5 protein-coding genes are annotated in these 5,837 nt (G+C 52.4%); 3 read left to right on the forward strand and 2 right to left on the reverse strand.

Features of this window, described 5'->3' with window-relative positions; all coding sequences use genetic code 11:
* Positions 1-596 (forward strand): sulfite exporter TauE/SafE family protein (locus IQ260_RS26630; protein WP_193996108.1); only part of this gene is annotated, 596 nt, incomplete at its 5' end.
* Positions 597-686: 90 nt separating this feature from the next.
* Here IQ260_RS26630 and IQ260_RS26635 read toward each other — a convergent pair.
* On the reverse strand, positions 687-2,714 hold the full coding sequence (locus tag IQ260_RS26635) for an elongation factor G (protein ID WP_193996109.1): 2,028 nt from the start codon (positions 2,712-2,714) through the stop codon (positions 687-689).
* A 350-nt stretch (positions 2,715-3,064) separates the two neighbouring features.
* On the opposite strand from IQ260_RS26635, the gene dapB reads away from it, so the two are divergent.
* Positions 3,065-3,889 carry a 4-hydroxy-tetrahydrodipicolinate reductase gene (gene dapB / locus IQ260_RS26640; protein WP_193996110.1) on the forward strand — a complete coding sequence of 275 codons (825 nt, stop codon included), beginning with the start codon at positions 3,065-3,067 and terminating at the stop codon, positions 3,887-3,889.
* Between the two features lie 126 nt (positions 3,890-4,015).
* On the opposite strand, the gene IQ260_RS26645 is transcribed toward dapB, so the two are convergent.
* The gene (locus IQ260_RS26645) at positions 4,016-5,188 is read right to left on the reverse strand and encodes a quinone-dependent dihydroorotate dehydrogenase (RefSeq protein ID WP_193996111.1); all 1,173 of its coding nucleotides are present in this window, start codon (positions 5,186-5,188) and stop codon (positions 4,016-4,018) included.
* 237 nt (positions 5,189-5,425) lie between these two features.
* Between IQ260_RS26645 and IQ260_RS26650 the strand changes: the two genes are divergently transcribed.
* Positions 5,426-5,837, forward strand: a 412-nt coding sequence (locus IQ260_RS26650; RefSeq protein ID WP_193996112.1) for a hypothetical protein, incomplete at its 3' end; no start/stop codon positions are given.

Below are 5,837 nucleotides of genomic sequence, written 5' to 3' on the forward strand. Positions count from 1 at the left end.
ACCTACGGGGGGACGTGCAGTGGGGGATCTTTAGTCGCATTATTGCCGCCATTGGTATCGGCGTTGTCCTCGGTAATTTGGTGTCTAATCACCTAGATACCCATTGGTTAGAAACTATCTTTGGCGTTTTTCTATTGGTAGTGTCCGTCAAAATTTTGCTTGATTGGAAACCTGTTTTTGAAGAAACAACGATACCCCCCCTGTGGGTTTTTGCCATGGTTGGCACCCTCATTGGCTTTAAGTCAGGTGTTTTAGGCATTGGCGGTGGGGCCATCAGCGTGCCGTTTTTACTCTATTGCGGCCTGCCCATGAGCAAAGCCAGCGGTACGTCGGCGTCATTTACCTTACCGGTTGCGATTGTGGGTACGCTGTCATTTTTACTCCTGTCCCCCGGCTACACCGATATTGCCTGGTCAACGGGCTACATCTATTGGCCCGCTGTCGCGTTAGTCGCTCCATTTACCATGATTGGAGCCCCCATTGGCACACAGCTATCCCATAGCATTTCACCCCAGCAGCTAAGACGGATCTTTGGCTTACTGCTGGTGGTGATTGGTCTACGGATGTTTGGTGGTGGGATTCAGTTTTTGGCTTAGACAAACGGGGTAGCACATAGCGCCAGTGTAAGAAAACCGGTGTGGTATAGTCACTGGCGCTATGCGCTACGCGTTCGTTACCTATGCCTTCTAGTGGCTGCTTTGGTGAGCCACAATCTTCTCCTTTAGCCGCTCGGGTACAGCGCTGAGGTGGTCATACTGCCAGCTAAAGAAGCCAACGCCCATGCTCAAGGAGCGTAACTCTAGAATCAGAGTTTGCATCTCAGCTACGGGCAATTGGGCAGAGACTTCATCCCAACCGGGCCAGTTAGCCTTGTTAATGTATCCCATTACCTGACCGCGACGACCGCTGATCAAAGTGAGAACGTTGGAGGTAAACCGATTCGGTACCGAGACGGATAGAGATGCGACAGGTTCTAGCAGGGTGGGTTTGCACTCCGGCAGACCCGTTTGCATCGCGATGCGAGCCGCCTGTTTAAAGGCTTGGTCGGAACTGTCCACATGGTGGTAGGAACCGTTTTTGAGGGTGACCGATACGTCCACCACTGGGAAGCCGAGGGGACCCTGTTTGAGAAACTCGCGCACGCCGGTTTCCACACTGGGAATATACTGCCTGGGGACAGCGCCGCCGACGATTTTCTCAGCAAACTTAAACCCTTCTCCTCTGGGCAGGGGCTGAATGTCGATGTAAATATCGCCAAACTGTCCGTGACCTCCGGTTTGGTGCTTATAGCGTCCGCGAATGTCCTCCTTGGCATGGCGGATGGTTTCTTTGTAGGGTACCTGGGGAGCATGGGTAGTCATGGGCAAGTTGTACTTGCGATTGAGCCAGTCCATGGCAATTTTGAGATGGACATCCCCCTGACCCCACAAAATGACTTCGTGGGTGTCGCCGTGCTGTTCCCAGTGCAGGGCAGGATCTTCGTCGACCAGCTTATTAAGGGCTCCGCTGAGTTTGACTTCGTCATTGCGCTTTTCGGGGGCAATGGCTAGGGAGTAAACCGCTGGCAGAATATCGGCTATGGGTAGGGGCTCAGAGGTTTCGGCTAGGCTGAGGGTATCGCCGGTTTTGGCATGTTCGAGACGTGCGATCGCAACCACACTGCCTGCCTCTGCTGCGCTCAGAGCCTGCTGCTGATTCCCCATCAGCGAATATAAACCGCCCATGCGATCAGCACCGAGACTCGCGCCATCTTTTAGGGTGCCGCGCCACAGACGGGCTAGCGATAGCTTGCCACCTTGGGGACTATAGTAGGTTTTAAGAATCTGGACCAGCGGTTCGCTGGAGCTGAGATCAATGCCACGACGCTCAGCAGTGATCTGGGGCTCAGGAGTTTCACGCACCAGCGCATCCAGCAGGGGACGAACGCCGTAGTCATTAGAGGCCACACCGACAAAAACCGGCACCACTAGGTCCGCACCCAATTCCATTTTTAGATCTTGGATGATCTCATCTTGGGGGGGATCAATTTCTTCGAGGAGTTCTTCTAGAAGATGATCGTCAAAATCAGCTAGCGTTTCTAGCATTTCTGTCCGGGCTGCCTTTTCTTCTTCAGCCAGTTCTGCTGGTAGGGGTACAGGGTCGGCAGCCGCTCCGGGATGATAGTGATAGGCTTGCTCGCTAACTAAATCGATAAATCCTACCAAGTCTTCACTGATACCAATGGGGTACTGATGGGGGACCAAAGGACGACTGGAGACCGACTTAAGGGCATCTAGCACCTCTGCAAATGAGGCACTGGCCCGGTCCATTTTGTTGAGGTATACAACGTGGGGGATTTCCCACTTATCGAGAAAATGCAGCAGCGGTGATACGGTGAGCACGCGACTGGGATCCGGTTCGCACACCACGATGGCGGCGTCTACACCCATCAGTACATGGAGCGGTTCTTGGAGTAGTTCGATGGATCCTGGGCAGTCGAGGAATGTAAAACGAATGCCGCCGTACTCAGTACAGGCGGCATTCGTTTCGGTCGTCATTTGGCGATTGCGGGCTTCGGGCGTATGGTCACCGATCGTATTTCCCTCTGGAATGGACCCTTTGCGAGAAATGGCGTTGGTGACCGAAAGCAGACTCTCAAGTAGGGTGGTTTTACCACTTGAGTATGGGCCTACAATCGCCACGTTTCGTGAACGGGAGACAGCGGCTTTGGCCATAGGTTTACCCCTTTTTCTAAAGAGACGATGCCCTGGCTAAGTTGGGGGTTGAAATAGTCACAAGCACCCCGGCTAAGCTCTGGGCGCAGGGGATGGTAACTCTCAACACAAGCAGATTATCTTCTCGTTAAGAATGCTTTGATCCCCTGAGTTATGGTTTAAGCGTAGCTCTGCTGTAACCCAACAGTGACAAGGGGTTTGGAAAAGTTCACTAGGTTAAGAAGGGTAAGGAGGGTTAAAGTTTTAAGTGCTAAATGTTGAGTTTTGAGTTGAGGCGGCTGAGTCAAAGCTCAGCGTCTGTGGCCTCAGCACGTTAAGATATCTGACCGTACTTGCTGTCTATAACCATCATGAGCAATCAGCCCCAAATTCCGGTCGTGGTCAATGGTGCTATGGGCCGGATGGGCCGTGAAATTGTTAATGCGATCGCAGCCGCTGACGATATAAAACTGGTGGGTGCCGTCGACCGTAAATCCGAGGCCATTGGTGAAGATATTGGTGAAATTGCCGGCTGCGGTCCCCTAGAGATCCCGGTGACAGATGATCTAGAAGCCACGCTGGTGATGGCCCAGAGTGAGGGGAATGCGGTGATGGTAGATGTTACCCATCCCGCCAAAATTTACGAGCAGGTGCGGGCGGCCATTGCCTATGGCGTTCGACCTGTAGTGGGCACCACCGGACTGAGCCCTGAACAAATTATTAACCTGGCAGAATTTGCTGAGAAGGCCAGTGTCGGCTGTTTGATTATTCCCAACTTTGCCATTGGCGTCATTTTGATGCAGCAGGCCGCGCTCAAGGCCGCTGAATATTTTGACCATGTGGAGATCATCGAGCTGCACCACAATCGGAAGGCGGATGCCCCCAGCGGTACGGCAGTAAAAACGGCGCAAATGCTGCAGGAGGTCAAACCGTCCTTTAATCCACCCCAGGTAGATGAGACCGAAACGCTGCAGGGGGCACGGGGCGGTACGACCGAGGAGGGGATCAATATCCACAGCGTGCGTTTACCGGGATTGGTCGCCCATCAGGAAATTATGTTTGGGGCAGCTGGACAGGTATATACCCTGCGTCACGATGCCATGGACCGGGTTTGCTTTATGCCAGGTGTGCTGTTGAGCATTCGCAAGGTGCTGCCATTAAAATCGCTCTTATATGGCTTGGACAAAATCCTGTAGGTTGGGTTAAATTTGTGAAACCCAACAAATCCAAATATATTGGCATCGTTGGGTTTCGTGCCTCAGAGATATTGGCATCGTTGGGTTTCGTGCCTCAGAGATATTGGCATCGTTGGGTTTCGTGCCTCAACCCAACCTACGTTGGGGGATATTGGTATTCAACCCAATCGCGTCTTGGATGTTTCCCAAACCCTGTTTGTCCAGCCTTTCCAGCAACCCCTGCAGAATATTTTTAACCATCCAAGGCCCCTCATAGACCCAGCCGGTATACACCTGTAGCAGTGATGCCCCCGCTGTGATTTTTTCCCAGGCGTCGTCAGCGGTAAAAATTCCGCCGACACCGATAATCGGTAGCTGCCCGTGAGTCTGGTTGTAAATATAGCGAATCACTTCTGTAGCGCGGTGCCGCACCGGAGCACCGCTAATACCCCCGGCTTCTTCCGTGACCAAATTGCCAGTGGCGTCCAAACGTTTGGTTATCAGCTGATCTTTGGCAATGGTGGTATTGGTGGCAATAATCCCAGCGAGCTGATACTGCTGCGCCAGGTCTAAAATATCGTCGATGTCTTCCCAGGCGAGGTCTGGGGCAATTTTGATTAATAACGGTTTTTGCTGAGTATTCGCGGCTTGGAGTGTCGCTAGGATCGGTTCAAGTTGGGAGCGGGCTTGGAGCGATCGCAACCCTGGTGTATTGGGAGACGATACATTCACCACAAAGTAACTGCCCAAATCCTGTAACTGCTCAAAGCTTTGCAAATAATCAGCCGCCGCTGCTTCTAAAGGGGTAACCTTGGACTTTCCCAAATTAATGCCCCTGGGAAAGTCTGCTGTTAGGGGCAAAGGTGCCAGTCGTTGAGCCAGGGCTGCTGAGCCCTGATTATTAAACCCCATCCGATTCAGGGCCGCCTTGTCTTGGGGCAGGCGAAACAAACGTGGTTTAGGGTTGCCAGACTGAGCCTGACAGGTAACGGTGCCCAGCTCAGCAAAGCCAAAGCCCATGAGCGGCCAACAGCTTGCAGCGACGCCATTTTTGTCAAACCCAGCGGCTAGCCCCAACGGATTTGTAAAAGTTTGCTGCCACAGAGTTTGGCTCAGGCGCGGTGATCGTAGCTGACAGCTATTCTCGCACCAAGCTTGGGCAAAACGTCGAGCTGGCTGGCTCCAAAAGGGCGCAGTGGTTGGCGGCTGAGCAATCCAAGCCAGTGTTTGTAGGGTTTGCTGATGGATTATTTCCGGATCGGCCTTTAAACGCCGAAATAGCAATGGTGCCCAGCTAAATTTATATATATCCTGCAACACAGGTTACCCCCAGATAGCCCTGTGGATTATATCGTTCAATTGGAGGATAACCTGGTTACGGACGATGGCCTATTAGCCTTAAGGGGGCTCAGCTAGGAGCGGCAATAGCTGGTATAAGTATGGAGCCCATGGATTTAGTCATAATAGGATCGTCTAACGAGCTGAGTTAGCTTACATTAAGCTATGTTCTGCCCATCTTGTCCAGGCACCTGCCTGTTGCCCAAATTCTGAATCTTTATGGTCAGCCCCTTACCCCCAGCGACGTGTGAACAACATTTGGCCAACATGGGCCAAGTCCTTAAAACCGTATGGGAACAGGAAACAGTCGAGGCCCAGCTAGCAGAGATTGCTGACTATATGCAGCAGCTCTACCCCCACGAGCTGACCTGGATTGGTCTTTACAATCAGGCTGATCAGACTCTGACAACTCAGACGGCTCAGCTTGCCAGTGGCAAGAACTTTCTCTGGCAAAAAATAGGTCTCCAGCCTGATGATGCGGTGCAGCAGGTTATAGACCGGGGGGCTCCAGCCGCAATTTATGACTTACAAGAGTCCCATCGAGCGGGTGAATGGAAAGCCATTGCTAAGCGATTGGGGATACATGATGCCATCGTTTTTCCGATCCAGCGCCAGGAGGAATGTTTAGGGG

This window comes from Leptolyngbya cf. ectocarpi LEGE 11479 (assembly GCF_015207065.1).
Lineage (GTDB): Bacteria > Cyanobacteriota > Cyanobacteriia > Phormidesmidales > Phormidesmidaceae > Leptothoe > Leptothoe ectocarpi.

Bases quoted from the DNA above. Each gene is read 5' to 3' on its own strand.
- IQ260_RS26635 (WP_193996109.1), bottom strand. From the start codon at position 2,714: ATGGCCAAAGCCGCTGTCTCCCGTTCACGAAACGTGGCGATTGTAGGC.
- dapB (WP_193996110.1), top strand. From the start codon at position 3,065: ATGAGCAATCAGCCCCAAATTCCGGTCGTGGTCAATGGTGCTATGGGC.